Origin of the sequence: Roseateles sp. DB2 (assembly GCF_051857535.1) — a bacterium.
Lineage (GTDB): Bacteria > Pseudomonadota > Gammaproteobacteria > Burkholderiales > Burkholderiaceae_C > Roseateles_B.
Window position 1 is genome coordinate 336042 of record NZ_JBPZGY010000001.1, and the last position, 25689, is coordinate 361730.

The following is a 25689-nucleotide window of genomic DNA, read 5'->3' on the forward strand; positions in this document are numbered from 1 at the left end:
TGCTGCATCTGACTGCTGCATCTGACTGCTGCATCTGACTGCTGCATCCGGCGGCCCCTGCCTGAGGTCGGGCGCAGGCCCCCTGTCCAGCGTGCCGTGTCAGCGTGCGGCGCCCAGACGCTCCAGCGTGGTATCCACCTGACGACGGTAGTTGGGATCGTTCACGTCGGGCCACTGCTTCTTCTCGAAGCCCTGCTTCACGTCCAGCTGTTCGCGCGCTGCCAGCAGCACGAGGTCAGCCTTGGCATCAGCCGGGAAGCGCAAGGACTTCATGGGCAAGGTCAGCAGGCGGTCGTTCATGTTCCAGGAACGGTCGAAGTCCAGTACGGCATACCGCACACGGCCGGTGGACATGGAGACCACCAGGTCCTTGAGCTCCCCGGCGTTCTTGCCATTGCTGTCGTCCACGTTCTTTCCCATCAGCTGGCTGGCACGTAACAGATGAGCATTGGGCTTGGGCATCATGCGATTGCCTTGACCGAAGTGACGCTCCACCGAGCTGTTGTAGTCGGTGGAGCCCCAATCCGGCCATCGGTTGCGCTCGAAGCCAGGCGCCTTGCGCAGGCGTTCCTTGTCCACATCCAGCACCAGCTCGTCGCGGTCCAGCGCATGGCGGAAGACGGTGAGCGGGTAGGCGAAGAGCTTGTCGCCCAGCCCCATCATGCCGCCGAAGGACAGGATGGCGTAGTGGATGACTTCGTTGTTGACGTCGATGATGAGGTCATTGATTTCCCCGAGCTTCTCTCCCTGCGGATTGCGCACGTCCTTGCCTATCAGTTGGCTGACTCGCGCATCCCGCGACGTCGCCTGCGTGGCCTGCCGAGTGGCAGCGGGGCCGCTGGGAGGGGTGGTGGTCTGGGCCTGGGTCGTCAGGGTGGCCAGACAGAGCAGGGTCGTCGCCCACAGGGGACGATAGCTCGGACGGCCATGGGCTCGTTGGAATTTGTCGTGCATGGAGTGCTCCGAAGTTGTGGGGTTTGATCGGCAGCAGCGCTGCCGGTCACCGGCTTCAGGCAAGCCTCATGCCCGCAGGGGCCGGCCGCCGCTCAGGAACTCGCCTGCTGCGAGGGATCCTCGGCGATGCCGCCCCTGGTAGTTCCCGTGGCACGGGGCTGGCCGGCGTGTTCCGGGCCAGTGGGCTGGGAGATTTCGGAGAGGGCTTGCCCGGCTTTGCCACTGTCCGCGCTGTCGGCCTTGGCGGCCACATCGCCCAAGGTGACCATGCCGACGAGGCGGTGTTCATGGTCCAGCACCGGCATGCGCCGGATGGTGGAGGTGCCCATCTTTTGCAGCACGTCCTCCAGGGCGTCGTCTTCATGGCAGCACTGCACCTGGCGGGTGATCAACCCGTCGAGCCGGGTGGTGTCAGCGGGATAGCCTTGCGCGAGTCCGCGCAGCACCAGATCGCGGTCGGTCACCAGGCCCACCAGGCGCTCACCGTCGCAGACCGGAATGACCCCCACGTCCAGGGACTCCATGGCCTGAGCGGCCTGCAACAGGGTGTCGTCCGGCGTGAGGGTGCGAACGCCGCGTGTCATGACATCGGATACCTTGCCCATGATGAAGGCTCCTGCCGGACTCAGGGACGGCTGGCGCCGGCCAGGCGCTCGTTGAGGCTGCGGGCCATTTGCAGGTGCTCTTGCAGCCCGGGGAGCGTCTTCTGAGCGAAGCTCCTCACTTCCGGATCACTGGCGGCGGATGCGGCGCGCTGGAACTCGGACACCGCAGCCTTGTGGTCTGTCACCATCTGCTTCATGAACTCGCGGTCGAATTCGGCGCCGCCGAGCCCCTGCAGCCGCTCCATGGTGCGCCTGGCCGAAACCGACAGCTTCATGTGCGAGCTGTCCATGCCGCCTGCTGTGCCCATGTCCATGCCCGTTCCCATGCCCGTGCCCGTGCCCATGCCCGTGCCCATGCCCGTGCCTGCGTTGGTGCCACTGCCGGTGCCTGTGTTCGGGCCTGCAGCCGTACCCTTGCTGCCCGAGCGTGCATCCGTGCGGGTGCCAGAGGCAGGTGCAGAGGCCCGCGTCTGGCTGTTGTCGTCAGGCCAGGAGAGGCCGCGCGCGCTGCCCAGGGCTTGCAGTTCGCCGTTGACACGTGCGTGGTCCTGGACCATGCGCTCGGCATAGCCTTTCACCTCGCGGTTCTGTGCGCGCATCTGGCCCAGCCGCCCCATCTCGACTTCGGCGCGGCATGAGGCGGCGGCCTTGGTGAGGAACTGCTGGTCGCTCCTGGAGGCCTTGCTGCCTGAGCCGGCGCGCTGCCGTGATTGCATGACGGCGTCCGCGCCATCCGAATGAGGGCCTGAGGCGGCGTGCGGCCGGGTGCCGGGCTCCTTGGGTGTGTCTGCGCTTCCTGCCAGTGCCCAGGCCGCAGTGCCGATGGCGGCCATGAAGCTGGCCACCAGTTGGCTCATCGCAGGGGTTCGAATGGATCGCTTCATGGGTTCACTCCTTCCATCAGCTTTCAATACGAAGCTGGTTGCGGCTGCCGGGCAATCGACGTGCGTGGAGGTGCAGGCCTGCGCAATGGGGGCCGCGGCGGCCGCGCAGCACCAGCAGAAGGCAGAAGGCCCGAGAGCAGGGCTTCCCAGGGCTGCTCTCTGCAGGAGTCGCCGCGGCATGTGGCCCGGCTCCTGTTGGCGGTTTGCCGGGTGTCTCTCGGTAAATCCTGCTGCAGCAGGGCGCAGGGGGCTGCCTGGGCACTCGGCGCCGCAGGGCATGCGAGGGCAGGCCTACTGGTGTCGGCATGGTGGGAGGCTCGCGCAGGGGCGGCGGCATCTCGATGGGCTCGGGCTCCTGAATGCCTGGTGGCAGTGGGTCCGGCGAGCGCTGCGGTCCATGAGGCGGCGGCTGGACGGGCGGCCGCTCCGGCGGGATGGGTGGCGTGGTGTGGGCGTGCTGGGTGGGCATGGCGTTCTCCAGGGGCCGCGGAGGCGGTCCTTGGGCGGGGCCTGCAATTGGCGGTCCCGCTCAGGCCGGATCGCCATTTGCCCCGCGGCTTGCAGCCGGCGGGCGCCCTGCCGGCATCGTCAGGAGTCCATGGAGGAGCACAGCCATGAGCCAAGCGCAAGGGAGCCAGCCGCAAGGGCATCTGACCACCGCAGACGCGCATGAGGAGACCGGTCGATTGACCGCGCAGCAGCCTCGTTCCCGGCAGGTACAGGGCCGGCGTCCGGCCAAGTCGTCGCTTGTCGGTAGCGGCGAGGGCGACAGCCAGGCCCTGCCGGCTGGCCCCACCGAGCAGCCCACCGAGCTGCCGCCCCAGCACCTGCCCGGGTCCGGCCGTGAGTCGCAGCTGGACCCGCCGCCTCGTTTCATGGCTGAGCACTACCGGGGCAGCGGCAAGCTTCAAGGGCAGGTCGCCCTGATCACGGGCGGAGACTCGGGCATCGGCCGTGCCGTGGCGGTGCTGTTTGCGCGGGAGGGGGCCGATGTCTGCATCGTGCACCTCAGCTCGCATGACGATGCCCGCGACACCGCTGAACTGGTGGAGGCCGAGGGGCGGCGTGCGCTGGTGGTGGCGGGCGATGTCCAGGACCCCGACTTCTGTGAGTCTGCCGTGCGTGTCTGCATCGCCCAGATGGGCCGGCTCGACGTGCTCGTCAACAACGCCGCCTACCAGCAGCATTCGGACTCGCTGCTGGACATTGACCAGGCGCACCTGGAGCGGACCTTCCGCACCAATGTCTTTGGCTATCTGCAGATGGCACGGGCCGCGCTGCCGCATCTGAAACGCGGAGCCTGCATCATCAACACCGGCTCCTCCACCGGCCTGCGCGGAAATCCCCGGCTGATCGACTACTCAGCCAGCAAGGGCGCGGTGCACGCCTTCACCAAGGCTCTGGCGCAGGGCCTGCTGACCGAGGGCATACGGGTGAATGCCGTCGCTCCTGGGCCGGTCTGGACGCCGCTGAATCCATCCGACATGCCGGCCGATCGGGTGCCCGATTTCGGAAAGAAGAGCGACATGAAGCGTCCTGCCCAGCCGGAGGAGCTGTCGCCGGCCTACGTCTTCCTGGCCTCGGCCGCTTGTTCCTCCTACATCACCGGCGTGGTGCTGCCAGTCACCGGCAGCGTCGGGGCCATCTGATTCGATGCAGGGTGAGCTGGCGCGTCGATTGCCCGGGGCAGAGCGTTTCCTGACCGTTCCGTCCTGAGGAGGTCCTGTGCGCATCGCCTACGTCACTGAAACCTATCCCCCCGAGCTCAATGGGGTTGCCCTCGGGGTGGAGCGGGTGGTCACCTATCTGCGGGGCCGCGGCCATCTGGTTGATCTGCTGCGCCCGGCACAGCGCCACGAGCGACCCGGGCCGGCAGGGGCTCAGGAGTGGCTCAGCGCAGGCTGCCCCATCCCCGTCTATCCAGACCTGCGCTTCGGCCTGGCCTCCGTGCCCGCCCTGGTCCGACGCCTGCAGGCGCAGCAGATCGAACTGGTGCACATCGCCACGCCAGGGCCGCTGGCCTGGGCTGCCGTGCGTGCGGCACGGCAGCTGGACCTGGCCCTCAGCTCCGACTTCCGGACCCATTTCCATCTCTACAGCCGCTACTACGGCCTGGGCCTGCTGGCTCCCCTGGTCGAGGCCGGTTTGCGCCAGCTGCACAAGCGCACGCAGCGCACCTTCGTGCCTTCGCGCTCGGCCTACCGGCATCTGGCGGCACGAGGCTTCGAAAACCTGCAGTTGCTGGGGCGGGGCGTCGACACCGAGCGCTTCTCGCCGGCCTGGCGTTGCGAGGCCCTGCGCGCCGAATGGCAGGCAGGCAAGGCGCCTGTCCTGCTGCATGTGGGGCGCCTGGCGGCCGAGAAGAATGTAGAGCTGGCCCTGCGTGCCCATGTCCTGCTGAGCCGTGCGCGCCCCGACAGCCGCATGATCGTGGTGGGCGACGGTCCGCTGCGGGCACGGCTGGAGAAGCGCTACCCGGCGGCACGCTTCCTGGGCGTGCTGCGGGGCGAGGCGCTCTCGCGCTGCTATGCCAGTGCCGATGCCTTCCTGTTCCCCAGTCTTTCTGACACCTTCGGCAACGTGACCCTGGAGGCCATGGCCTCGGGCCTGCCGGTGCTGGCCTTCAATACCGCTGCGGCTGCTGACCTGATCGTGCCGCGCGTCAACGGATTTCTGGCCACCGCGGGTGACGACACCGCCTTTCTTGACGGCGCGCTGCGCTTTGCCAGTCCCCCGGCGGCCTTCAGCACCCTGCGAACGCAGGCGCGGCAGACGGCGCTGCAGCACCACTTTCCAGAGGTGCTGTCAGCCTTCGAGTCGGCGCTGATGCAGCTGTGCGAGCAGCGGCCCCTTGCTGCGGCGCTGCAGGTGCCGGCGGTCTGAGCATGGAATCGCAGGCACTGCCGCCGCGCAAGCGCGTACGCGCGGGCCTGGTCGCCTGGGCGACCGGCGCCACGGCCCTGGAGCTACCCAGGCGATGCGACGAAGCCTGTCTGCGCGGTCTGCATGCCACGGCACGCAATGCCTGGATGCTGCGCTTGATGGTGCTGGCCAGCCGGGCCGGCAACGGTCCGCTGTGGGGCGGGCTCATCGTCTGGCAGCTGTGGCCGCCGGCCAGCCTCCTGCTGGTGGCGGCGCTCACGGCCATGGGCGGTCTGCACATTGCACTGGTGGCGGTGCTCAAGACCGTCTTTGCTCGCGCGCGGCCTTTCGAGTGCTGCGACGATGTGCGAGCCCTGGAGGCGCGGCTCGACCAGCACAGCTTTCCCAGCGGCCATACGCTGCACGCGGTCGCCTTCAGCCTGGTGCTGTCCGCGCAGAACCCGTGGTGGGGCTGGTTGATGTGGCCTCTGAGCGTGGCCATTGGCCTGTCCCGCGTGGTCCTGGGCCTGCACTACCCCAGTGACGTGCTGGCTGCGGCCTTGCTGGGCCTGATGGGGGGCAGCCTTTGCCTGCTTGTGCTGAGGCAGTTCGGAGGCTGAGGGTCAGGCCGTGCTCTCTAGCAGCTGCGCCACTTGCAGCAGGCTGACCGGCTGGCGGCGCTGACTCATCGCTGCCGTGGCCACCCGCTGCCAGGAGCGGCGGGCCGAGGCATGGCAGCTGTCCAGCGGATGGAGTTCCAGGCGCAGCAGGGGGCGTTCGGCCTGAAACCGCAGCAGGCTGGCGTTCCACCAGGCGGACGCCATGCGCCGCCATGGGCTGCGGGAGCTCCAGACCTGTGGCAACGCGCTCAGCGTCGGCCCCTGAGGCAGCAACACCACATGGCGCAAGGTGCAGGTGTAGCGCAGAGGCTGCTCGCGCAGGGCCTCCCAGCTGCCGGGGCTCAGCAGCCAGGCCGGAGGCACGAAGCCGGCGGGCCGCACGCCCAAGGACTCCAGCCAACGTCGCCCCGCCGTCAGGCGGCGGCGGGCCTCGGGGTAGGGCAGGGCCGCGAATTCACCTTCGCCCTGCGTGTAGACCTGCCGCATCAGGTGCTGTCGCGGACCCGGACGGGGCATGGGATCGCGGTGCTCGTAGCCATGCAGGACCAACTCGTCGCCCGCCTCGGCGCGGCCGAGCAGCCAGCGCTCAAAGGCGGGATCGCGCGCGCTCCCGTGGTAGCGAGGCACCGCCAGCAGGCTGAGGGGGTGTATGCCTATGTCGTCCAGCGCCTCCACCAGGCCTCGGCAGTCTGCCAGGGTCGAGGGAGCGACGTCATGGATCACCGCAGCAAGCAGGCGAGGCGCAACGCGGTCCAGCTCCAGCGAGCAGGCGGTGGGCATGAAGGCGGGGGCAGGCGTTGACAAGCCGGCACCGGCAGCCAGGATCGCTGTCTCAGTCACCCAGCTTCTCCCGTTCGAAGTGACGATGGCGTGCCAGGCTGTTGATGAAGCTGGCCACGGAGTCAGCGTCGATCTGCAGCGCCGGATCGCTGGGGGGCTCGCAGCGGAAGAGGCCCTGCTGCGGCTCGCCGTCCAGCAGGGCCTCGGGCACGCCGGCCGCCCGCAACAGCTCGGCCGCATCGCCCAGCATCAGCAGGGGCTTGCAGTGGCGGAACTGGTCCCGTACGAAGTCCACGAGCTCAGGCTGGCACTCGAGGGGCAGCCCGCGGCCATCGGCCCGATGACCGTCGGGCAGCACCAGCGCGTCCCACAGCACGGAGGGCGCGGCCTCCAGCGTCACCTCGACCTGCAGGGCTTCGCCGTCCAGCCGCGCCTCCAGCGCACCCAGGCGACGGCCGATGAAGCGCGGCACGGCGCCCGCCGCCAACAAGGCTGCGTGGACGCTGCGCATGCCGGCGATGTCCATGCCCTCGTGGCTCAGCAGGGCCACGCGGCGACCGGCGAGCTTGCCGTCTCCCGGGCGTGCCATCAGCGACAGGCCGGCCGAGGCGGCGGTGTCGGCGCCAGCGGGGCCGTCTGCAGGCAGCAGCAAGGGCGCTGGTGTCGGCACCGGCATGCCCAGCCCGGCCGCTACGGCAGCGGCCAGCCGCGCGTCCACACAGGCCAGTTGCGCCAGCACGCGTGAGCGTATGGCGCCCACTTGCACCCTTGACAGTTCGAAGCGGAAGGCGGCCACCAGATGCGCCTGCTCCACCACAGTCTGGCTGCGCCAGAACAGCCGGGCCTGGGCGTGGTGTTCGGCAAATCGCTCGGGCTTGGCGCGCAGCTTCTCACCCTGCACAGGCTCGGGAAAGCTGACAAAGCCTGCCCGCCCCGCCTGGAAGGGGCAGCCGCCGCCGAGTGAGTTGGGCTCGTAGGCGACGCGCCCGCGTGCGATGACCTGCCTGTGCATGCCGTCGCGCTGGTTGTTGTGCACCTGCGTCGTCGGCGTGTTGATGGGGATCTCGTGGAAGTTCGGACCGCCCAGACGGGTGAGCTGGGTATCGACGTAGGAGTGGATACGACCCTGCAGCAGCGGGTCGCTGGTGAAGTCGATGCCAGGGATGATGTGGGCCGTGCAGAAGGCCACCTGCTCGGTCTCGGCGAAGAAGTTGTCCGGGTTGCGCGTCAGCACCAGGCGGCCCACCGGCTGCAGGGGCACGAGTTCCTCGGGGATGAGCTTGGTGGGGTCCAGCACGTCGAAGCTGAAGGACTCCGCTTCTTCCTCGGTGAAGACCTGCAGGCCCAGCTCCCACTCGGGATGGAGACCGGCCTCGATGGCTTCCCAGAGGTCGCGTCGATGGAAGTCGGGATCCGCCCCCGCGATCTTCACGGCCTCGTCCCATAGCAGGGAGTGGGTGCCGGCCACCGGTGTCCAGTGGAACTTGCACAGGCGCGCTTCGCCCTGGGCGTTGACCAGCCGGAAGGTGTGCACGCCGAAGCCCTGCATCATGCGGTAACTGCGAGGGATGGCGCGGTCCGACATCACCCACATCAGCATGTGCGTGGACTCGGGCATCAGCGAGACGAAGTCCCAGAAGGTGTCGTGCGCGCTGGAGGCCTGGGGCATGGCATGGTGCGGCTCAGGCTTCAGTGCATGGACCAGGTCAGGGAACTTCATGGCGTCCTGGATGAAGAACACGGGGATGTTGTTGCCCACCAGGTCCCAATTGCCGTCCTCGGTGTAGAACTTGACGGCAAAGCCGCGCACGTCCCGCACGGTATCCGCCGAGCCACGCTCCCCAGCCACGGTGGAGAAGCGCACGAAGACCGGCGTGCGCTTGCCGGCCGCGGCAAAGGGGGCAGCCTGCGTCAGCGCCAGCAGCGGGTCGTAGCACTCGAAGTAGCCGTGGGCACCCGAGCCGCGCGCGTGGACCACGCGTTCGGGAATGCGCTCGTGGTCGAAGTGCGTGAGCTTCTCGCGAAGGATGAAGTCCTCCAGCAGCGAGGGACCGCGCAGGCCGGCTTTCAGCGAGTTCTGGTTGTCGGCAATGCGCACGCCCTGGTTGGTGGACAGCGCCTGCCCGGTGGCGTCGGCGCGCACGCGATCCAGGGATTCGTTGCAGGCGTTGTAGCCCGTCTCCTGCAGACCATCGCCGACTTTGTGGGAGGCGTAGGTCTCAGTGATGGTGCTGGCGGTGACCACCTCGTCTGCCGTGGCGAGCTGTTCGCCCGCCGCAGGTTCGAAGGCTTGGGCGCGGCCATGCTCGGCGGCCTTGAGCCGATTGGCGGGCATGGCCTTGGCAAGGGCCTGGACCCCCGCCGCACGGCGCAGCAGCCGGGCCTGGGACTCGGTCTGCAGGCTGCTGTCGGCCTCGGGGCTGGTGTCCAGGCGGGCTGGGCCCGACAAGGTGCTCATTGCGGAGCCAACTGGCGGCCATGCGCTCGCCGGTCCGGCTGACCGGGACGCCTTGGCCGTGCCGCTGCGCCGGGGCGCTGAATTTCCTGTGACGGCGGCAGGCGAAGGGGATCGGGTGGCCGAGCGGGCGGAGGGCCTGTCGGCTGGGCGATCGGAGCTGCCATCGTCGGCAGGAGGAGGGAATTTTCGGCTGGCCATCGGCGGTCCTTCAATTCAAAGAGGTTCGGTTGACCGGTCCCGCGCCGGTCGGCGGTGTGCAGGGCATCCCGTGCTGCGGCATGGCGCTTGCCGCTTCGCGGCGGTCAGGCGCCGTGGGGCGCCTGCGGAGAGAGCCATGGCGAAGTACGGCAAGAAGGCCCAGCAGGAAGTGGCCAAGGCCCTGCACGAGGAAAAACGCGGCCAGCTCAAGAGCGGGCGCAGCGGCAAGCCGGTCACGGATCCCAAGCAGGCCATTGCCATTGGCCTGTCACGGGCTCGCAAGGCAGGCGCCAAGGTGCCGGATCCCCCGGATCGGGACTGAATCCCGGGCGGATTCAGCTGGCGCGCTCGCTCAGCAGGATCTCGACGCGGCGGTTGCGCTCGCGACCCTGCTCCGTGCTGTTGCTGGCCAGCGGCTCACGCGAACCGCGACCGGCCACCGTCATCTGCGCGGCCGGCACGCCGCGCGCGGCGAGGTAGTCGCGCACGGTCTCCGCGCGCTGCAGAGAGAGCGGCTGGTTGAGGGCATCGCTGCCGCTGTTGTCGCTGTGGCCGATGATGGTGACGTGCATGCCGCTGGTGAACTCGCGGGCGAATTGGTCCAGTACCGGGCGCAGGGGCGGGCGAAGATCCGCTCGGCCGGTGTCGAAGGAAAGATCACCGGGCACATGCAGGCGCAGTTGGTTGTCCTCGGTGCGAGTGACCTCGACGCCCGTGCCGGCGCTCGCCTGTTCCAGCGCGCGCTGCTTCTCTTCCATGCGGCGGGACCATGCATGGCCGGCTACCGCGCCCAGCGCACCACCGATGATCGCTCCCGTGCCGACCTTGCCGCCCGTGACGGAGCTCAGTACGGCGCCGGCAGTCGCTCCGACAGCGGCGCCAGTGGCGGTGCGCCGCCCTCTGTCGTCCATGGACGCGCAGCCTGTGCCGACACAGACCGCTGCAAGCAGGAGCAGGCGGCCTCTGAAGCCGCTCAAGGGCATGGATAGGTGAACAAAAGGCATGGCAGGTCTCCCAGGCCCCTTCGCGGGGCCGCATGACATGGATGGACGCCACAGGCAGCTGTGGAGAGAAAGGGCCCGGGCCATGGCGGCCCGGGCCAAATGGGCGCCGGGCGGCGCCCTTGGGGAGGTCGTTGCAGGGGGCTAGGCGTTCTCCTCGTCCGACAGCTCTTGCGGAGGACCTTCGGCCGCAGGGTCGGCGTGGGGGTCAGGCTTGACGGCCTGCTCGCGAGGGTCCTCTGACGCGTCGGCGGCAGGGGAGGTCTCTTCGGTCTGCGCGCTGCGGCGTGGTTGCTTTGGCGTGTTCATGGGGTTCTCGTCTCCAGGCGCCGGCTCGGGCGCCCCTGGTCATCGATGGGCAAGGACCGTGCCGGGCCCTCAGCGCGGCAAGTCCCGGCCGGGTGCCTCGGCCAGCGGGGGCAAATGCCGCAGTGGCGGCTTGACGAGCAGGAAGCGGCCCAGCACCAGCGCATCCAGCGGCGTGCTGGTGAAGGCCTCCAGGGCAGGGTGCGGGCTGCAGACGATGGGCTGGCTGCGCACGTTGAAGGAGGTGTTGATGAGCACCGGCACACCGCTACGGCTGCCGAAGGCTTTGAGAAGGGCATGAAAGAGGAAGTTGCTCTCGGCGCTCACCGTTTGCACCCGCGCGGTCTGGTCGGTGTGACAGGCCGAGGGGATGAGCGCGCGCCGCCCGGGCCGCAGGCGGTGGACGAAGAGCATGAAGGGAGACCCCTGCCTGCCCTGCGCCCTGCTCTTTGGCGCGGTGCTGCTGGCACGGGCGTTGTTCCACCGCCTGCTGCGGCGGCTGCCGCTGACGGCGGCGGTGGTTGATCTGGGGGCAGGCTGGCTTGCGGGCCTGCTGCTGGGCGCACCGCCCATGGACATGTGGACACGCCATGCGCTCCTCATGGCCCTGGGGGCAGAACTGGCCTTGCTGATGTCGCTGTTCGCCGCGGACCTGAGGCTGCGCGTTGCTCCCAATCTGCACAGCTGGAAGCTGGCCCTGCCATGGCCGGCCGCCCTGTTGCTGGCCTCGGAAGTGCAGGTGCGCTCAGAGACCGAACGCGACGCGCTGCGTCTGGCGCTCACCGCTGAAGGGGCGCTCAACGATAGCAGCGTGTCGCCCGCCGTCATGCTGGCTTTGGGCCTGTTGGGCCTGCATGCGTTGGGGGTGGGGCGGCTGATGCGCTGGCGCTGGCTGCAGGGTGAGCTGCTGGTGAGGGACGAACTGGTCTACGCAGGCACCGTGGCCATGGCCTGCAGGCTGGCCCGCATGACCTTGACGTCAACCTTCCTTCTGGTCTTCTGCACGGGCCTGGTCTTGCTGCAAGCCTTGCGCGGGGAGACGTCCGGCCAGGCGGGATTTTCCCTGCCTGAGCGCTTACACGCCTTTGGCTCGCGCATTGAACGGCTGGTGGAGGCGGTGTCGGTGCTGGCCCTGGGCCTTGCCTTGCACAGCATCCACCTCACGGCCTGGACGATGGCCTTCGCGCTGGTGCTGGTCCTGCTCGTGCGGCCCCTGTCGGTGTTGCCCCTGCTGAGGGAGAAGGAGCTGATGCAGGGGCAGCGAGGACTGCTGGCCTGGTTCGGCATTCGTGGACTGGGGTCCCTGTTCTATCTGTGCCTCGCCCTGGAGCTGGGGCTGAGGGGAGCGGCAGCGGAGACCTTGGTGGCGGCAACGCTGACCAGCGTTGCCTTGTCCATCGTGCTGCATGGGGTGTCGCTGACACCCATGATGACGGCCTACCGACATCGCCGCGGCCGCGGGCCGCGGCATGCTGTTCCCTCTCAGGGGCCTTCAGCGCGCACGCCCTCGACGCAGCAGGTTGACGATGGCAAGCAGGATGACGGCGCCCAGGAGCGACACCAGCAGCGCCCCCACGCTGAAGACGCCCTGGTTGATTGTCGGTATGCCCAGGAAGGGCGAGATGAAGATGCCGGCAATGGCAGCCCCAACGATGCCTACGACGATGTTGAGCAGGATGCCCTGCTGTCCATCCGTACGCATCAGCAGGCTGGCCACCCAGCCGATCAGACCACCCATGACGAGCAGCACGATGAGATTGACCATGAAGAAACCTCCTATACGGCCCGAAGGGGCCAGGCCAGCCCGTCCGGCAATCCCCGTGCCATCGGTTGCGGTAGCGGCCCAGGAGGCAGGCCCTGATGTGGCGAGCCGCCCGATCGCTCTGGCAGGACCTGACCGGTGCCGCGGACGCCTGGCTGGAAGACTATGCGCCCAGCATGGGCGCGGCCCTGGCCTTCTACACGCTGTTCTCGATCACGCCACTGCTGCTGATCGTGACCTCGCTGGCCGGACTGGTCCTGGGTACGCCGGCAGCGCGTGCGGCCATCCTGGCTCGGTTGGGTGCCGTGGCCGGGCCCGACATTGCCATGCTGCTGGACGCCATGCTGCGCAGCCTGGATCGCCCTGGGGCCGGACTGCTGGGTGTCGTGCTGGGCGTGCTGAGCCTGCTGGTGGGAGCGACCTCGGTCTTTGGCGAGCTGCAGAACGCGATGGACCGGATCTGGCGCATCGACCCTGGCGCCAGGGGTGGACTGTGGCAGATCCTGCGCTCGCGGCTGCGCGCCCTGGGCCTGGTGCTGAGTCTGGGCTTCCTGCTGATTGTTTCGCTGCTGGCCAGCGCGGCGCTGGCAGCCTTGCGCGAGCGTTGGGGCCCCTGGCTGGGGGAATGGCTGCTGCTGGCTCAGGGCCTGGACTTCGCGCTGGGCTGGGCCCTGGTCGCCGCCATGTTCGGCATGATCTATCGATGGGTGCCGCAGGTGCCGCTGCGCTGGCGCGATGTGCTGGGCGGCGCGGGCCTGGCTGCCCTGCTGTTCACCTTGGGCAAGTCCCTGGTTGCGCTGTACATCGCCCACAGCGGCCTGACTTCTCCCTTCGGCGCGGCGGGCTCGTTGGTCGTGCTGCTGTTGTGGGTCCATTACGCCGCGCTGATCTTTCTGTACGGGGCCGAGTTCACGCGGGCCGGCATTTGCCGTCGGGCGGCGGGGACGCCGTTTGCGCCGCACCCGACATCGGGCTCGCAGGGCTGACCAGGCCGTCCATTGCGGCGCCTGGGTCTTCCTCGCCAGCCACTGACAGCGACGGCACCAGCGCTGCCCGGGCGGGTCCGTGAGGCCCCTGCTGCGGCGCGTACGCCTGCCTGGCCTTCGCGCGCTGGCCTGAGGTCTGCTGTCGATGCCGGCGGCGCTTCATGAGGAGCCGGGCAGCTTCAGCTGCTTGAACTGGCTCAGGGCCTGAGCCACTACCTGGTCCATGTTGTAGTACTTGTAGTTGGCCAGGCGGCCGATGAAGGTGACGTCCGTCAGCTGAGCGGCTTCCGCCTCGTAGCGGCGGTACAGGGTCGTGTTCTCGGCACGAGGCACCGGATAGTAGGGATCGCCCTGGGCCTGCGGATACTCGTAGACCACGGCTGTGGCCGGATGCAGCTGCCCCGTCAGGTGCTTGAACTCGGTCACCCGCGTGTAGGCGTGGTCGTTGGGGTAGTTCACCGTGGCGCAAGGCTGCAGGTGCTCGCGGCCTGCGGGCAGGTGCAGGGTTTGGTGCTCGAAGCGCAGGCTGCGGTAGGGCAGGGCGCCGAAGCACTGCTCGAAGAAGCTGTCGATGGGCCCGGTGTAGATCATGTGGCGCCAGGGCACGCAGTGCACGATGTCGCGGTAGTCGGTGTTGAGCATCAGGCGGATGTTGGGATGGCTCAGCAGGGCATCGAAGAGACGGGCGTAGCCGTGCAGGGGCATGGCCTGGTAGGTGTCGGTGAAGTAGCGGTCGTCACGCCCGCAGCGAACGGGCACTCGAGCGGTGACGCTGGCATCCAGTTCCGAGGGGTCCAGGTCCCACTGCTTGCGGGTGTAGCCGCGGAAGAACTTGTTGTAGAGCTCACGGCCGATGCGCGACACCACCACGTCCTCGGAGGTCCGTACGGTGGGCACCTGCTCGGCTCGTTGCTGGAAGAAGGCCTCGACCTCCTCGCTGCTGAGCTGCAGGCCGTAGAGCCGGTTCACGGTGTCCAGGTTGATGGGCATGGGCAGCAACTGCCCATCGACGCTGGCCAGCACCCGATGCTGGTAGGGGCGCCAGCGCGTGAACTGTGAGAGGTAGTTGAAGACGTCTGCCGCGTTGGTGTGGAAGATGTGCGGCCCATACGGATGGACGAGCAGACCGTCGGCGTTGTAGTGATCCCAGGCATTGCCACCTGCATGCGGCCGCTTGTCCACCACCAGCACCCCTTGTCCCGCCTGGCTGGCGAGGCGCTCTGCCATCACGCTGCCCGCGAAGCCGGCCCCCACGATGAGGTAATCAAAACCCGCTGCGCCGGCGGGGGGCTTGGGAAAGCGCTGTCGGTAGCTGTGCATGGGCCGCTTCGGCAAGGCGGATGCCTGCGCGCGCGCCAGCAAGGTGCTGCTCACGGCGTGGAACTGTCCGGGGGCCTCCAGGCAGGGAGGGCACGGCGCTTGCCGCTGCCTGCCGATGCCGGCCCGCCCCGGGCAGCGCGAAGCGCGCAGGGCGCCTGCAGTCTTCTTTCATCCCATCCTCTCCAGGAGGTGATCCATGGCATCGACCGCATCGAATTTCCCGACTTCGGGGACATCCTCATCCTTCTCATCCCCTTCGTCTCCATCGTCCAATTCCGGCGTGGCCGGCGCACCGCCTGCCAGTGTCTCGGTCGGAGAGGACCTGCTGAGTTCCGGGCATGAGCCCCGGCAGTCCCAAGCCGGGGACGGCTCGGCGGCGCAGGCGCAAGCTCAGGGGCGCGACCGGCCGGAGGCGCTGGATCGTTGGGTGGAGCGCCTGCATGCGGGCATCGACCGGCTGGCTGAGGCGGCGGTGCCGCGCTTGCAGCGACTGCAAAGTGGCATGAATGCCACCCGCGGCACGCTGCGTCGTCAGGCCGACCTGGTACGTGAGGATGGGGAGGAATGGGCCGAGAGCCTGCGCTGCACAGTGCGCGAACATCCGGTGACGGCTGTGGCGGTGGCCGCAGCCTTCGGCATGTTGCTGGCGCGGCTCAGCCGCTGAGCCACCGCACCGTCCGGCAGCCCGGCCATGCAGGCGGGCTGCCGCGCTGGCTTCAGCGGGCCGTCGAACCCCTGGCCGCACGGGGCCCTGAGCGCCGAGCGCCGCCGCCCGCCCTGGATGCGGCGGCTTCAGCCGGCCCGTCGCAGTCCTCGCTGCTGTCACCCTCGCCCCTGCTTGTCCCGCCTTTCCCGCTCCCGCTCTCGCTCTCGCTCTCGGCAGGCGCCATCGTGCCGTCGCCACCTTCGCGGTCGTTCTCGTCCGGTGATGAGGCATGCACGCGCTCGCCGACCTCCTCGCCGACCTCCTCGCCCTCCCACTGGCCCTTCAGTTCAGTGCGGCGCTCCTCGGTTTCACGGGCGAGGGCCAGCCAGTCCAGGCGGGCCTTCATCAATTGCGGAAACATCTCGCGCTCCTCCTCCTTCACGTGGTGAAGGGTGTATTCGCACAGCACGGTGAAGCGCGCGTGCTGTTCCTGCTCGTGGGAGGGGGCTTCGGGGTCCAGATCGCGCAACTGGTCGATCAGGAGGTGCAGCATTTCATGCTCCACCTCCGCCTCGTCGATCTGACGGCAGTCCTCCAGCTGCTTCTTCGCGGCGGGATAGAGCAGTTCTTCTTCGAGCCGGGCGTGGACGGACAGCTCGTCCAGGACCTGCTGGACGAGCCCCTGCCGGATTTCGGCGTCTTCTTCAGCGTCCAGCCGCCGGTACTTGTTGTAGGCCCTCTTGACGCGCTGGTGGTCGTCCTTGAGCTGGGCAAGCAGCTCCTTGCGCGCCTGGGCGGCGGTACGGCTGGATTTGCGGGCAGTGGATGTCGATGCGGTTGGGGACGTGGGCATAGGGCCTCCTGGACACAAGGTGGCGCAGCCTGGGCAATCGCCATGCCGGAGCGGCTGGGAGGGCGAACGCTGGCGGGGGCTTCTCGCCGCAGCGCTGGCATGGAGGCCTGCCGTGCATAGCGGAGTGCGATGCCGTGGGCTTCGAAGCCCAAGGCGCCTGGCCGGAGACCCTGCTGACGACGCTGAAGCCGGCGGCGGCAGCGCGTGGGTGCTGTGCGGGGGTATCGCCGCCGCGTTCGCCGCTGCAGTCGCCGCTGCAGTCGCCGCTGCAGGTACCCGCTTGGCCATACCGCCTCTGTCCGGACGGCGGTGCCTTCATGGGACGGTCAGGCCCTTCTCGCTCGGGCGCCGCCAGGGCGCTCCCGCGATCCGGGCGCCCCGGCAGCGAGATCGATCGCAGCGTGGACGCCAGGACCGCAGGATCCCGCACGGCGAAGTCGCCCACGGAGATGATGCCCACCAGACGCCGCGCCTCGTCAAGCACCATCAGGCGGCGGATCTGCACGCGCGCCATTTCCGAGAGCACTTCGCCCAGGTCGACGTCGCTGGTGCAGGAGCGCACCTTGTTGCTCATCACCTCGCTGACGCGGGTCGTGCTGGGGTCCTGCCCCTCGGCCACGGCGCGCACGGCGATGTCTCTGTCGGTGATGATGCCCAGCAGCTGCTCGTTCTCGCAGACGGGGAGTGCTCCGACATTGAGCTCGTCCATCAGCTGCGCGGCGCGCTGCAGGGTCTCGGAGGGCGCGATGGTGATGGGATCCGTCGTCATGATGTCGGCGGCTTGGGGCATGGGTCCTCCTGAAGCTGGAAGCCCGCGGGCAGCAAGCCTTGTTCCCGGGCCGGCCGCTTCGGCACGGGTGCCCTGCTGCGGCGCGATGCCGGATGCCACCCTGCTTAGCCAGCGGCACCAGTACACGCTGCGCCTGGGGCAGTGCACATGGCCCGACGCCCTGATCTGCGACATCGCGCTGTGCGAAGAGGGCGGCCCTGCGCTGACGCGCCGCATCCCTTGCCTGGAGGCCCAAGGTGACACACCGCTGGCCCGGCGCCTGCCTGCCGTGGCGCTGACCGGCATGGCACGGCACGGGGCGCTGGCGCTGGTGCCGGTGCAGGTGCAGGTGCCGGTGCCGGTGCAGGTGATGCGGCAGCCGGGGATACCAGGGGTCCGGGCCCAGCAGCGCGCAGTCCCGCTCAGGGCATGCGGCATGCCTTGAAGATGGGAACTGCGCGGGAGGCAGGCTCTGTCGGCACTTCTTGCTGCAGGAAAGGCGCCGTGGCGCACATGGAAGGAAATGCCCGTGAACCTGATGAACCATCGCTTCTCGGATCTGTTCGCCCAGCTGGGACTGCCCGATCACCCGGAGGAAATCCGGCACTTCATCTGGCAGCACTCACCCCTGGATCCCACGCTGCGCATCGACGAAGCTCCCTTCTGGACACCGTCCCAGGCCCGCCTGCTGCGCGAGGAGCTGTCAGCCAATGCCGACTGGGCACAGCTGGTGGACCAGCTCAGCAATGCACTGCGCCAGGAATACGTACCCGGCGATACCGAGTGACGCCTCCCCGGATGCAGCTGCTCAGCCCTGCAGCAGCTTGTGCACCAGCTCTGGCGTGGTCGCGGCCTGGTACTTCTTCATCAGTCGGGCGCGGTAGACGTCCACTGTGCGTGGGCTGATTTCCAGGCGCTTGCCGATCAGCTTGCTGGTCAGACCCTCGATCAGCAGCGCGGCGATCTCGCGTTCACGTGGCGTCAGGTCGCCTGTGATGCGCCGCCGCGCGGAGAGATCCTCGAAGCTCCAGATGCCCTGGGCATGGGGCTCCTCGGGCCGCAGGGCACGTCCAGCCACATGGCACCAGAACAGCTCGCCCACACCAGGCCCCCCTACGCGCTTCATCACCCGGTCGTCGGCGTAGTAGCCGCGGGCATCCAGGCTGGCGGCGATGCGCTCGCCCATGCGCTCGAATTCATCGGGGCTCGGATAGAGCAGGGCAAAGCTCTGGCCGATGAGCTGCTCGCGCGTGGCGCCAAAAATGGCCAGGGCCTGCTCGTTGCAGTCGCGGATGAGCCGTCGTTCCGACAACACCAGACCGACTGGGGCGTGATGGAAGGCGATGCGGTAGTCCAGCGTCATGGCTGGCCGCTCAGAGCAGGGCGTAAGTCGTGGTGGCCTGCACGGCAAGGCGGCCCTGTTCGTCCAGGATGTCGATGCTGCCGAAAGCCAGGCTCTTGCCGCTGCGCAGCACCTGGGCCCGCACCGTGGCATGGTCGCCGCTCAAGGGGCGAAGAAAGCTGGTCTGCAGCTGCACCGTGGTCATGGGCTTGAACTCGCCCAGTTGGCTCATCATGGCCAGCACCATGGCGGTGTCTGCAGCCGCCATGGCGGTTTGCCCGCACATGACGCCACCCACGTGCACGAAGTCCGGCTTGATGAGCAGGCGCAGGCGCACCAGACCGGGTTCGCTGGACTGCACCTCCAGGCCCAGCTGCACGATCCAGGGCGCGAAGATCCGGGGAATGGCGGCTTGCAGCGCGTCAGGGTTCATGGGGTTTCCTTGGAGGGTGATAGTCAATTCTACGTAACGACTACGTAAAGGCATACGTAGTACGCTTCGACGCTGTTGCCGCGGGCTGCGGCACGCCTTTCCACCAGGAGATCCCGATGAACAAGCTTTATCCCAGCGCCGCCGCGGCCCTGGACGGCATCGTCAAGGACGGCCAGTTGCTGGCCGTGGGCGGTTTCGGTCTGTGCGGCATTCCCGAAGCCCTGATCGCTGCACTGCGTGACAGCGCCGTCAAGAACCTCACCGTCATCTCCAACAACGCCGGCGTGGACGGCTTCGGCCTGGGTCAGCTGCTGGAGACGCGGCAGATCAAGAAGATGATCTCCAGCTATGTGGGCGAGAACAAGGAGTTCGAACGCCAGTACCTGGCCGGCGAGCTGGAGCTGGAGTTCACGCCCCAGGGCACCCTGGCCGAGAAGCTGCGCGCCGGTGGCGCGGGCATCCCGGCCTTCTTTACCCGCACCGGCGTGGGCACCATCGTGGCCGAGGGCAAGGAGCTGCGCGAATTCGATGGCCAGACCTATGTGATGGAGCGGGCCTTGACGCCCGAGGTCTCGTTGGTCAAGGCCCACATCGCGGACAAGAGCGGCAACCTGGTCTTCCGCCGCACCGCACGCAACTTCAACCCGGCCGCTGCCATGGCGGGCAAGATCACGGTGGTGGAGGTCGAGCAGGTCGTGGAGATCGGCGAGCTGGACCCGGACGCCATCCACCTGCCGGGCATCTATGTGCACCGCATCGTGCACAACCCGAATCCCGAGAAGCGCATCGAGAAGCGCACCACCCGTACAGCCTGAGGAGACGACCATGGCCTGGACCCAAGACCAGATGGCAGCGCGCGCTGCCCAGGAACTGCAAGACGGTTTCTACGTGAACCTCGGCATCGGCATCCCGACCCTGGTGGCCAATCATGTGCCGGCCCACATGGACGTCTGGCTGCAGAGCGAGAACGGCATGCTGGGCATCGGCCCCTTCCCGACGGAAGACGAGGTCGACGCCGACCTGATCAACGCAGGCAAGCAGACCGTCACCACCATCCCCGGCTCGTCCATCTTCGGTAGTCATGACTCCTTCGCCATGATCCGTGGCGGCAAGATCAACCTGTCCATCCTGGGCGCCATGCAGGTGACGGCGCAGGGCGACCTGGCCAACTGGATGATCCCCGGCAAGATGGTCAAGGGCATGGGCGGCGCCATGGACCTGGTGGCCGGTGTGAAGCGCGTGATCGTGCTGATGGAGCATGTGGCCCGCAAGAAGGACGGCAGCGAGGACATGAAGATCCTGCCCCAATGCACCCTGCCGCTGACCGGCAAGGGGGTGGTCAACCGCATCATCACCGACCTGGCCGTGATGGACGTGACGCCCGAGGGCCTGAAGCTGGTCGAGCTGGCGGAAGGCGTCACGCGCGAGTTCGTGCAGAGCAAGACGGGCGTGCCGCTGCTCTGAGCCCCCACCGTTCACGGGCCTGAACCCGTCCCCCGCGAAGAGCCGACCCTGCGTCGGCTTTTCTGTCTTCTGCTTTGGCGAGTACCCCCCCAAACGTAAAGTTGCGTCAAGACGCAAGAAGGCGGTCGGCCGGGCAAGCCTATGTCAGCGTTGGCAACGGAATGGGTCTTGCGCCGCGGCGTCGTTAACGAATGCTTGCGTCTTGCGTTCAGCAATTCGCAAGCCGGACAAGCTGATGCCCTAGGCTGCGCGGATTCCACCTACCGTCACGCCGCCTGGAGCACGACATGACCGTTTCAGACCTCACCGACGTCGCGCCTGCCCGCTGCCCTGAATCACCCGCTGCCGACGACGCCCTGCCCAGCCTTGCGCCCGGGATGAGCGCCCTGGCTGCCCTGCTGCCGCTGGCGGCCTGCGGCGGTGGGGGTGGGGACAGTGCCTCGCCCAGTCCTGCACCTGCACCTGCACCTGCACCTGCACCTTCGCCAGCGCCAGCCCCCGTTCCTGCACCACCCCCTCCGCCAGCGCCGCCTACCGACGCCAGCGCCGCCCGCTTCCTGAACCAGGCCGGCTTCTGCGCCACGCCAGAGGCCATTGCCAGCGTCAAGGCTCAGGGCTATGCCGCCTGGCTGGATGCCGAGTTTGCCAAGCCTCTCAGCCAGAGCCACTACGACTGGATGATGGCCAAGGGCTATGGCGCCGTGGACTACCGCAACGACTTCCGCGGCGTTGACAACACCGTCTGGCGCAAGCTGATCAGCTCACCCGACGCCTTGCGCCAGCGCGTGGTGCTGGCGCTCAGCGAGATCTTCGTGGTTTCCATGGCCGGCGTGCCCGTGGCTTGGCGCGGCATGGCCATGGCCGCCTACCTTGACATGCTGGAGGCCAAGGCCTTCACCAGCTATCGCGAGCTGCTGGAAGGCGTGACGCTGTCCAACGCCATGGGCGTCTACCTCAATATGCGGGGCAACCAGAAGGAGAACACCAAGACCGGCCGCGTGCCCGACGAGAACTACGCGCGCGAGGTCATGCAGCTCTTCAGCATCGGCCTTTACCAACTGAACCTGGACGGCAGCCTCAAGCTCAACGGTGGCAAGCCCCTGGAGACCTACGGACAGGCCGAGATCACAGAGTTGGCCAAGGTGCTGACCGGCTGGGACTTCGACGGCGCCAATGCCGACACCCCCAGCTTCATGCGCAAGCCCATGGTCAACAACCCGGCGCGTTTCTCGACTGGTCCCAAGAGGGTGCTCAACGTCAGCATCCCCGAGACCGCCGACGGCCCGACCGCGCTGAAGACGGTGCTGGACACCCTGGCCAATCATGCCAACACCGCGCCCTTCATCTCGCGCCAGCTGATCCAGCGCCTGGTCTGCTCCAATCCCAGCCCCGCCTATGTGCAACGCGTAGCCACCGTCTTCAACAACAACGGCCAGGGGCAACGCGGGGACATGAAGTCGGTCCTCAAGGCCATCCTGCTGGACAGCGAAGCGCGGTCGCCCGGCAGCGGCCTGGACACCGGCAAGCTGCGCGAGCCCGTGCAGCGCTTCGTGCAGTGGGCCCGGCTGGCCGGCCTGACCTCGCCGACCGAGCTCTGGAACGTGGGGGACCTCAGCAACCCGGCCACTCGCCTGGGCCAGAGCCCGCTGCGCAGTCCCTCGGTCTTCAACTTCTTTCGCCCGGGCTACGTGCCGCCCAACTCGGTGCTGGGCGACAACAAGGTCACCGCACCCGAGTTCCAGCTGCTCAACGAGAGCACGGTGGCGGGCTATCTCAACTTCATGCAGGGCGTGATCGCCAACGGCATCGGCGAGCTCAGGCCGGTCTACACGGCCTTTGACGCCCTGGCCCTGGACCCGCCCAAGCTCGTTGCCCAGCTGGCCCTGCTGCTGGCCGGCGACACGGTGAGCGCCAACACCCAGGCCGTCATCGCCAACGCCGTCGGTGCCATCGCCGCCAGCAATGTGGCCAACGACGCCGGGCGCCTCAATCGCGTGCGAGCCGCCATCCTCATGCTGATGGCCTGTCCCGAGTATCTGATCCAGAAGTGAGGAGCGACGCCATGCACATCAACAAGCTGCCCCAGCTGCAACGCCGCGAGTTCCTGCGCCGGGCCTCTGCCCTGGGCCTGGCCGGCACGGCCGCCCCCTTCGCCCTCAACCTGGCCGCCCTGGGCGAGGCTGCCGCTCAGACCGCTGGCAATGACTACAAGGCTCTGGTCTGTGTCTTCCTCTACGGCGGCAACGACTACGGCAACACCCTGGTGCCTTATGACAGCGCCAGCTACAACGCCTACGCCACCATCCGTGGCAGCATCGCCACCCCGCGCGAGCAGTTGGCCGCCACCGCGCTGACGCCGCGCGTGGCCTTGCCCGACGGCCGCCAGATGGCGCTGGCGCCCCAACTGGGGCGGCTCAAGAGCCTGTTCGACGTCGGCCGGCTGGGTGTCCAGCTCAACGTGGGTACCCTGATCCAGCCCACCACCCTGGCCCAGTACAAGGCCCAGAGCGTGCCGCTGCCGCCCAAGCTCTTCTCCCACAACGACCAGCAGAGCGTCTGGCAGGCCTCCAGCCCCGAGGGCGCTGTGACCGGCTGGGGCGGGCGCATGGGCGACCGCTTCCTGGGCAGCAACGGCAACACCACCTTCACTTGCATCAACGCCTCGGGTAATGCCGTCTTCATGGCCGGCCAGCAGGCCGTGCAGTACCAGGTGGCCACCAACGGCGCCGTGGCGGTCAATGCCGTGACCAAGCCGCTGTACGGTTCCCAGCAATGTGCCGATGCACTGCGCAGCCTCATCACCGCGCCGCGCACACACTGGATGGAGCAGGAGCTCAACCGCGTGGTGTCGCGTTCCATCTCTGCCCAGACCATTGTGTCCAGCGCCCTGAACACCCTGCCGCCGCTGAACACGGTCTTTGACAACGGCAACAACCTGGCCCAGCAGCTGCAGATCGTGGCCAAGCTCATCGGCTCGCGCACCAGCCTGGGCGTGAAGCGCCAGGTCTTCTTCGTTTCCATGGGCGGCTTCGACCTGCACGACTTCCTGCCCAACCAGCACCCGGGTTTGCTGACCGCGGTGAACGACGCCCTGGGTGCCTTCCACGACGCCACCGTGGAACTGGGCGTCGCCGACGCGGTCACCACCTTCACTGCCTCTGACTTCGGCCGCACCCTCAGCAGCAACGGCGATGGCTCCGACCATGGCTGGGGCAGCCACCACTTCGTCATGGGCGGCGCCGTCAAGGGCGGCCGCTTCTGGGGGCAACTGCCCTCGGTCTCGGTCAATGGCCCGGACGACGTCGGCCAGGGACGCCTGCTGCCCACCACCTCGGTCGACCAGTTGGGCGCCACGCTGGCCACCTGGATGGGCGTCAGCGCTACCGACCTGCCCACCGTGCTGCCCCAGATCGGCAACTACACGCTCAGGGACCTGGGCTATTTCATTTGAGGATGGCGGCTCGGCGTGGCGGTCCTACACTGGCCGCCATCGCCGACACCCGAGCCTGCCATGATCCCAATCCGCCACCTCCTCGCCCGAACGCGTATCCACGTGGCGCTGCTGCTGGCCCTGGGGTCAGGTCTTGCGGCAGGCCTGACCGCCTGCGTGCACGCACCGGCCCAACTGACCGCCCCGGGGGCCCAGTCCGTCCAGCCAGGGCCGGCGCTCCGTCCAAATGAGCCGGTCCAGCAGGCCCAGCCCGAAAGCGAAAGCGGCTGGGAAGACAAGCCCGGCTGGCTGTTGCAGCGCGAGGGCGTTGCGGCCGCTCACCCCCTGGCGGTGGACGCTGGCGTGGCCATGCTGCGCAGGGGGGGGAATGCCCTGGACGCCGCCATCGCGGTGCAGATGGTCCTGACCCTGGTGGAGCCGCAAAGCAGCGGCATTGGCGGCGGTGCTTTCCTGATGCACTGGGATGGCCGGCGCCTGCGCGCCTTTGACGGGCGCGAGACCGCCCCTGCGGCGGCCGACGAGAACCTCTTCCTGCAAGCTGACGGCAAGCCCTTGAGTTTCATGCAGGCCGTGGTAGGCGGGCGCAGCGTGGGCACGCCAGGTCTGGTGCGCATGCTGGCCCAGGCCCATACGGCCGAGGGGCGCTTGCCGTGGGCGACACTCTTTGAGCCGGCCATACGCCTGAGCGAGCAGGGATTTCCCGTCAGCGCCCGCTTCCACAAGCTGCTGGCCGAGGATGAGTTCCTGCCCAAGGATCCGGTCGCAGCACGCTACTTCTACGACGCACAGGGCAGGCCCTGGCCCCGCGGCCATGTCCTGCGCAACCCGGCTTTGGCCGAGGTGTTCCGCCGCATGGCCCGCGAAGGAGCGGAGGCCTTCTATCGCGGCGGCATTGCCGAGGACATGGTCCGGCGCGTCAGCACCCATCCGGCCAATCCTGGCCGCCTGAGCCTCTCTGACCTGCAGGCTTACCGTCCCCGGGAGCGCGAACCCATGTGCTCCGAATGGCGCGGGCAGGGCCGCCAGCCCTGGCGTATCTGCGGCTTCCCGCCACCGTCCTCCGGCCACCTGACCATCATGCAGATGCTGGGCATGCTGCCGCCCGTGCCCGCCGCCCAGGCCCTGCAGTCGGGCAGGCCAGGCGCCGACTGGCTGCATCGCTACACCGAGATCGCTCGCCTGGCCTTCGCCGATCGCAACCAGTACATCGCCGACCCCGACTTCGTCCAGGCCCCTGGCGGCCGCTGGGAGACCCTCCTGGCGGCCGAGTACCTGCGCCAGCGGGCCAGCCTGGTGGGTGAGCGCAGCATGGGCCAGGCCCAGGCAGGCCAGCCTGGGCCTCAGCGCAGCGCCTATGCGCCCATGGCCGCCCAGCCCGAGTACGGCACCAGCCACATCAGCGTGGTGGACCGCGAGGGCCGCGCCGTGGCCATGACCACCACCATCGAGGCCGTCTTCGGCTCGCGGCTGATGAGCGACGGCGGCACGGGACTACCCGGTGGCTTCCTGCTCAACAACGAGCTGACCGACTTCTCCCTCGCTCCCCGTGACGCCCAAGGCCGGCCGGTGGCCAACCGTGTGGAGCCCGGCAAGCGTCCGCGCTCCAGCATGAGTCCCAGCCTGGTCTTTGATCCCCAGGACGGCCGGCTCATGATGAGCCTGGGCAGCCCGGGTGGGCAGGGCATCATCCATTACGTGGCCAAGAGCCTGATCGGCATGCAGGACTGGCAGTTGAACCTGCAGCAGGCCTTTGCCCTGCCCAACTTCGCCAGCTTCAACGGTCCCACCGTGCTGGAGGCCGGCCAGTTCCCACCTGAGACTGTGGAGGCACTGAAGGCCCGCGGCCACACCGTGCAGCAGCGCGACATGACCAGCGGCCTGCATGGCCTGCAGCGGCAGGGCTCGGGCTGGCTCGGCGCGGCAGATCCACGTCGTGAAGGGGTGGCCCGCGGGGAGTGACACCTCGCGGCGCGAGTCGATGGGTCAGTGGCTGTG

Annotated in this window: 27 protein-coding genes and 1 pseudogene; 14 read left to right on the forward strand and 14 right to left on the reverse strand. The window is 68.3% G+C overall.

Going from position 1 to position 25689, the window contains the following annotated elements; translation table 11 throughout:
- Positions 1 to 99: 99 nt before the first annotated feature.
- The 3 genes from ACS5PK_RS01420 to ACS5PK_RS01430 all read right to left on the reverse strand — a co-directional run bounded on the left by ACS5PK_RS01420 (position 100) and on the right by ACS5PK_RS01430 (position 2443).
- Positions 100 to 954: a PRC-barrel domain-containing protein gene (locus ACS5PK_RS01420; RefSeq protein WP_439438490.1), complete on the reverse strand. Its 855-nt coding sequence runs from the start codon at positions 952 to 954 to the stop codon at positions 100 to 102.
- Positions 955 to 1046: 92 nt separating this feature from the next.
- The gene (locus ACS5PK_RS01425) at positions 1047 to 1559 is read right to left on the reverse strand and encodes a CBS domain-containing protein (protein WP_439438491.1); all 513 of its coding nucleotides are present in this window, start codon (positions 1557 to 1559) and stop codon (positions 1047 to 1049) included.
- Between the two features lie 20 nt (positions 1560 to 1579).
- Positions 1580 to 2443: a DUF4142 domain-containing protein gene (locus tag ACS5PK_RS01430; RefSeq protein WP_439438492.1), complete on the reverse strand. Its 864-nt coding sequence runs from the start codon at positions 2441 to 2443 to the stop codon at positions 1580 to 1582.
- A 614-nt stretch (positions 2444 to 3057) separates the two neighbouring features.
- Here ACS5PK_RS01430 and ACS5PK_RS01435 point away from each other — a divergent pair.
- From ACS5PK_RS01435 to ACS5PK_RS01445, 3 genes are all read left to right on the forward strand, one after another.
- Complete coding sequence (locus ACS5PK_RS01435) at positions 3058 to 4092, forward strand: SDR family oxidoreductase (protein WP_439438493.1); 1035 nt, start codon at positions 3058 to 3060, stop codon at positions 4090 to 4092.
- Positions 4093 to 4168: 76 nt separating this feature from the next.
- On the forward strand, positions 4169 to 5326 hold the full coding sequence (locus tag ACS5PK_RS01440; protein ID WP_439438494.1) for a glycosyltransferase family 4 protein: 1158 nt from the start codon (positions 4169 to 4171) through the stop codon (positions 5324 to 5326).
- Between the two features lie 2 nt (positions 5327 to 5328).
- Positions 5329 to 5925 carry a phosphatase PAP2 family protein gene (locus ACS5PK_RS01445; RefSeq protein WP_439438495.1) on the forward strand — a complete coding sequence of 199 codons (597 nt, stop codon included), beginning with the start codon at positions 5329 to 5331 and terminating at the stop codon, positions 5923 to 5925.
- Positions 5926 to 5928: 3 nt separating this feature from the next.
- Here ACS5PK_RS01445 and ACS5PK_RS01450 read toward each other — a convergent pair whose 3' ends face one another.
- Entirely contained in the window at positions 5929 to 6765 is an 837-nt protein-coding gene (locus ACS5PK_RS01450) for a DUF2334 domain-containing protein (RefSeq protein ID WP_439438496.1), read from the reverse strand.
- Positions 6758 to 9163 (reverse strand): catalase, encoded by a 2406-nt coding sequence (locus ACS5PK_RS01455; protein ID WP_439438497.1) that lies wholly within the window; start codon positions 9161 to 9163, stop codon positions 6758 to 6760. The genes ACS5PK_RS01450 and ACS5PK_RS01455 overlap by 8 nt, the downstream gene beginning before the upstream one ends.
- Positions 9164 to 9497: 334 nt before the next feature.
- On the opposite strand from ACS5PK_RS01455, the gene ACS5PK_RS01460 reads away from it, so the two are divergent.
- A complete protein-coding gene (locus tag ACS5PK_RS01460) occupies positions 9498 to 9683 on the forward strand; it encodes a DUF6496 domain-containing protein (RefSeq protein ID WP_439438498.1) in 186 nt (61 codons plus the stop codon).
- A 13-nt stretch (positions 9684 to 9696) separates the two neighbouring features.
- Here ACS5PK_RS01460 and ACS5PK_RS01465 read toward each other — a convergent pair whose 3' ends face one another.
- From ACS5PK_RS01465 to ACS5PK_RS01475, 3 genes are all read right to left on the reverse strand, one after another.
- Positions 9697 to 10272: an OmpA family protein gene (locus ACS5PK_RS01465; protein WP_439438499.1), complete on the reverse strand. Its 576-nt coding sequence runs from the start codon at positions 10270 to 10272 to the stop codon at positions 9697 to 9699.
- A gap of 234 nt (positions 10273 to 10506) precedes the next feature.
- Complete coding sequence (locus ACS5PK_RS01470; RefSeq protein ID WP_439438500.1) at positions 10507 to 10671, reverse strand: hypothetical protein; 165 nt, start codon at positions 10669 to 10671, stop codon at positions 10507 to 10509.
- A 69-nt stretch (positions 10672 to 10740) separates the two neighbouring features.
- On the reverse strand, positions 10741 to 11082 hold the full coding sequence (locus ACS5PK_RS01475) for a carbamoyltransferase C-terminal domain-containing protein (protein WP_439438501.1): 342 nt from the start codon (positions 11080 to 11082) through the stop codon (positions 10741 to 10743).
- A 217-nt stretch (positions 11083 to 11299) separates the two neighbouring features.
- Between ACS5PK_RS01475 and ACS5PK_RS01480 the strand changes: the two are divergent.
- Positions 11300 to 12091 (forward strand): annotated as a pseudogene (locus tag ACS5PK_RS01480) (hypothetical protein); the annotation flags it as partial.
- 69 nt (positions 12092 to 12160) lie between these two features.
- Here the strand turns inward: ACS5PK_RS01480 and ACS5PK_RS01485 are convergent.
- The gene (locus ACS5PK_RS01485) at positions 12161 to 12433 is read right to left on the reverse strand and encodes a GlsB/YeaQ/YmgE family stress response membrane protein (protein ID WP_439438691.1); all 273 of its coding nucleotides are present in this window, start codon (positions 12431 to 12433) and stop codon (positions 12161 to 12163) included.
- Positions 12434 to 12528: 95 nt separating this feature from the next.
- Here ACS5PK_RS01485 and ACS5PK_RS01490 point away from each other — a divergent pair, with 95 nt between their 5' ends.
- The gene (locus ACS5PK_RS01490) at positions 12529 to 13416 is read left to right on the forward strand and encodes a YihY/virulence factor BrkB family protein (RefSeq protein WP_439438502.1); all 888 of its coding nucleotides are present in this window, start codon (positions 12529 to 12531) and stop codon (positions 13414 to 13416) included.
- 159 nt (positions 13417 to 13575) lie between these two features.
- Here ACS5PK_RS01490 and glf read toward each other — a convergent pair whose 3' ends face one another.
- A complete protein-coding gene (glf, locus tag ACS5PK_RS01495) occupies positions 13576 to 14736 on the reverse strand; it encodes a UDP-galactopyranose mutase (protein WP_439438503.1) in 1161 nt (386 codons plus the stop codon).
- Positions 14737 to 14932: 196 nt separating this feature from the next.
- Here glf and ACS5PK_RS01500 point away from each other — a divergent pair, with 196 nt between their 5' ends.
- Positions 14933 to 15400 (forward strand): hypothetical protein, encoded by a 468-nt coding sequence (locus tag ACS5PK_RS01500; protein WP_439438504.1) that lies wholly within the window; start codon positions 14933 to 14935, stop codon positions 15398 to 15400.
- Between the two features lie 52 nt (positions 15401 to 15452).
- Here ACS5PK_RS01500 and ACS5PK_RS01505 read toward each other — a convergent pair whose 3' ends face one another.
- Positions 15453 to 16160, reverse strand: a complete 708-nt coding sequence (locus tag ACS5PK_RS01505; RefSeq protein WP_439438692.1) for a hemerythrin domain-containing protein — start codon at positions 16158 to 16160, stop codon at positions 15453 to 15455.
- Positions 16087 to 17025 (reverse strand): CBS domain-containing protein, encoded by a 939-nt coding sequence (locus ACS5PK_RS01510; protein WP_439438505.1) that lies wholly within the window; start codon positions 17023 to 17025, stop codon positions 16087 to 16089. Before ACS5PK_RS01510 ends, ACS5PK_RS01505 begins: the two co-directional genes overlap by 74 nt.
- Before the next feature lie 85 nt (positions 17026 to 17110).
- On the opposite strand from ACS5PK_RS01510, the gene ACS5PK_RS01515 reads away from it, so the two are divergent.
- Positions 17111 to 17449, forward strand: a complete 339-nt coding sequence (locus tag ACS5PK_RS01515) for a hypothetical protein (protein WP_439438506.1) — start codon at positions 17111 to 17113, stop codon at positions 17447 to 17449.
- 93 nt (positions 17450 to 17542) lie between these two features.
- Entirely contained in the window at positions 17543 to 17791 is a 249-nt protein-coding gene (locus ACS5PK_RS01520; RefSeq protein ID WP_439438693.1) for a DUF2789 family protein, read from the forward strand.
- 21 nt (positions 17792 to 17812) lie between these two features.
- Here the strand turns inward: ACS5PK_RS01520 and ACS5PK_RS01525 are convergent, their stop codons facing one another.
- Both ACS5PK_RS01525 and ACS5PK_RS01530 read right to left on the reverse strand, forming a co-directional pair.
- The gene (locus ACS5PK_RS01525; protein WP_439438507.1) at positions 17813 to 18367 is read right to left on the reverse strand and encodes a LuxR C-terminal-related transcriptional regulator; all 555 of its coding nucleotides are present in this window, start codon (positions 18365 to 18367) and stop codon (positions 17813 to 17815) included.
- A gap of 10 nt (positions 18368 to 18377) precedes the next feature.
- Positions 18378 to 18779, reverse strand: a complete 402-nt coding sequence (locus ACS5PK_RS01530) for a PaaI family thioesterase (protein ID WP_439438508.1) — start codon at positions 18777 to 18779, stop codon at positions 18378 to 18380.
- A gap of 116 nt (positions 18780 to 18895) precedes the next feature.
- On the opposite strand from ACS5PK_RS01530, the gene ACS5PK_RS01535 reads away from it, so the two are divergent.
- From ACS5PK_RS01535 to ACS5PK_RS01555, 5 genes are all read left to right on the forward strand, one after another.
- Positions 18896 to 19594 carry a CoA transferase subunit A gene (locus tag ACS5PK_RS01535; protein WP_439438509.1) on the forward strand — a complete coding sequence of 233 codons (699 nt, stop codon included), beginning with the start codon at positions 18896 to 18898 and terminating at the stop codon, positions 19592 to 19594.
- A 10-nt stretch (positions 19595 to 19604) separates the two neighbouring features.
- Positions 19605 to 20243, forward strand: coding sequence for a CoA transferase subunit B (locus tag ACS5PK_RS01540; protein WP_439438510.1), 639 nt, complete (start codon positions 19605 to 19607; stop codon positions 20241 to 20243).
- A 287-nt stretch (positions 20244 to 20530) separates the two neighbouring features.
- Entirely contained in the window at positions 20531 to 22294 is a 1764-nt protein-coding gene (locus tag ACS5PK_RS01545) for a DUF1800 domain-containing protein (protein ID WP_439438511.1), read from the forward strand.
- Positions 22295 to 22305: 11 nt separating this feature from the next.
- Positions 22306 to 23694: a DUF1501 domain-containing protein gene (locus ACS5PK_RS01550; protein ID WP_439438512.1), complete on the forward strand. Its 1389-nt coding sequence runs from the start codon at positions 22306 to 22308 to the stop codon at positions 23692 to 23694.
- A 60-nt stretch (positions 23695 to 23754) separates the two neighbouring features.
- Positions 23755 to 25653, forward strand: coding sequence for a gamma-glutamyltransferase family protein (locus tag ACS5PK_RS01555; RefSeq protein ID WP_439438513.1), 1899 nt, complete (start codon positions 23755 to 23757; stop codon positions 25651 to 25653).
- Positions 25654 to 25689 lie beyond the last annotated feature (36 nt).